The organism is Vibrio sp. 10N.222.46.A1 (genome assembly GCF_041473595.1).
In the GTDB taxonomy this organism is placed as follows: Bacteria; Pseudomonadota; Gammaproteobacteria; order Enterobacterales; family Vibrionaceae; genus Vibrio; species Vibrio tasmaniensis_A.
In genome coordinates, this window is sequence record NZ_JBFRSN010001676.1 from 1 (window position 1) to 583 (window position 583).

1 protein-coding gene is annotated in these 583 nt (G+C 35.0%); it reads right to left on the reverse strand.

Annotated features, from left to right (window positions below; genetic code table 11):
- Positions 1 to 56 precede the first annotated feature (56 nt).
- Positions 57 to 583 (reverse strand): DUF5677 domain-containing protein (locus AB4496_RS28810; RefSeq protein ID WP_372133534.1); only part of this gene is annotated, 527 nt, incomplete at its 5' end.

Consider the following 583-nt stretch of genomic DNA (forward strand, 5'->3'; position numbering starts at 1 on the left):
GGTAAACTCAAAGAAACCCAGAATGCCGAATGTAGCAAATCGTATTGATGCATTTGTTAGCACGTTTCATCGCGGACTAATAATAATCTGTGTTCAAACGTCGGATATATTTTATTTAATAAATCGAGCGTCATGTTAGTTAATTTGACTAAATCTTTCTCTGCGTGATCTTCATATTTAGGTCGAGGCAATGGTACACGATGTAGTCTGTGCAACGGATTCAAACATGTCGTAAAAACGGTATCTCGAACAGCACACCATTGCCCATGAGCATACGTTGAAGGCCATGAGTAATATGCATCGTATATATCTTTACATTTGCCTATAATCGACATTTTTCTCAGGTCGATTTTAGCCCAATTGCCTAGTTCAATATCTTGAAAATCCATATAGATATCTTCATTAGCTAAACTTTCAATTTGTGATTTTTTCAAATATTCAGGCTTATCCTCTAAAACTTCCTCTAGCTTAATAAATGTTAATTTTGCTTGGCTTGACCCATATGTACGATATACATCCCACATTTTCTTATCATTAGTAGCAACCAAGTATGAGAATGTAATATATAGTTCAGCTAATACTC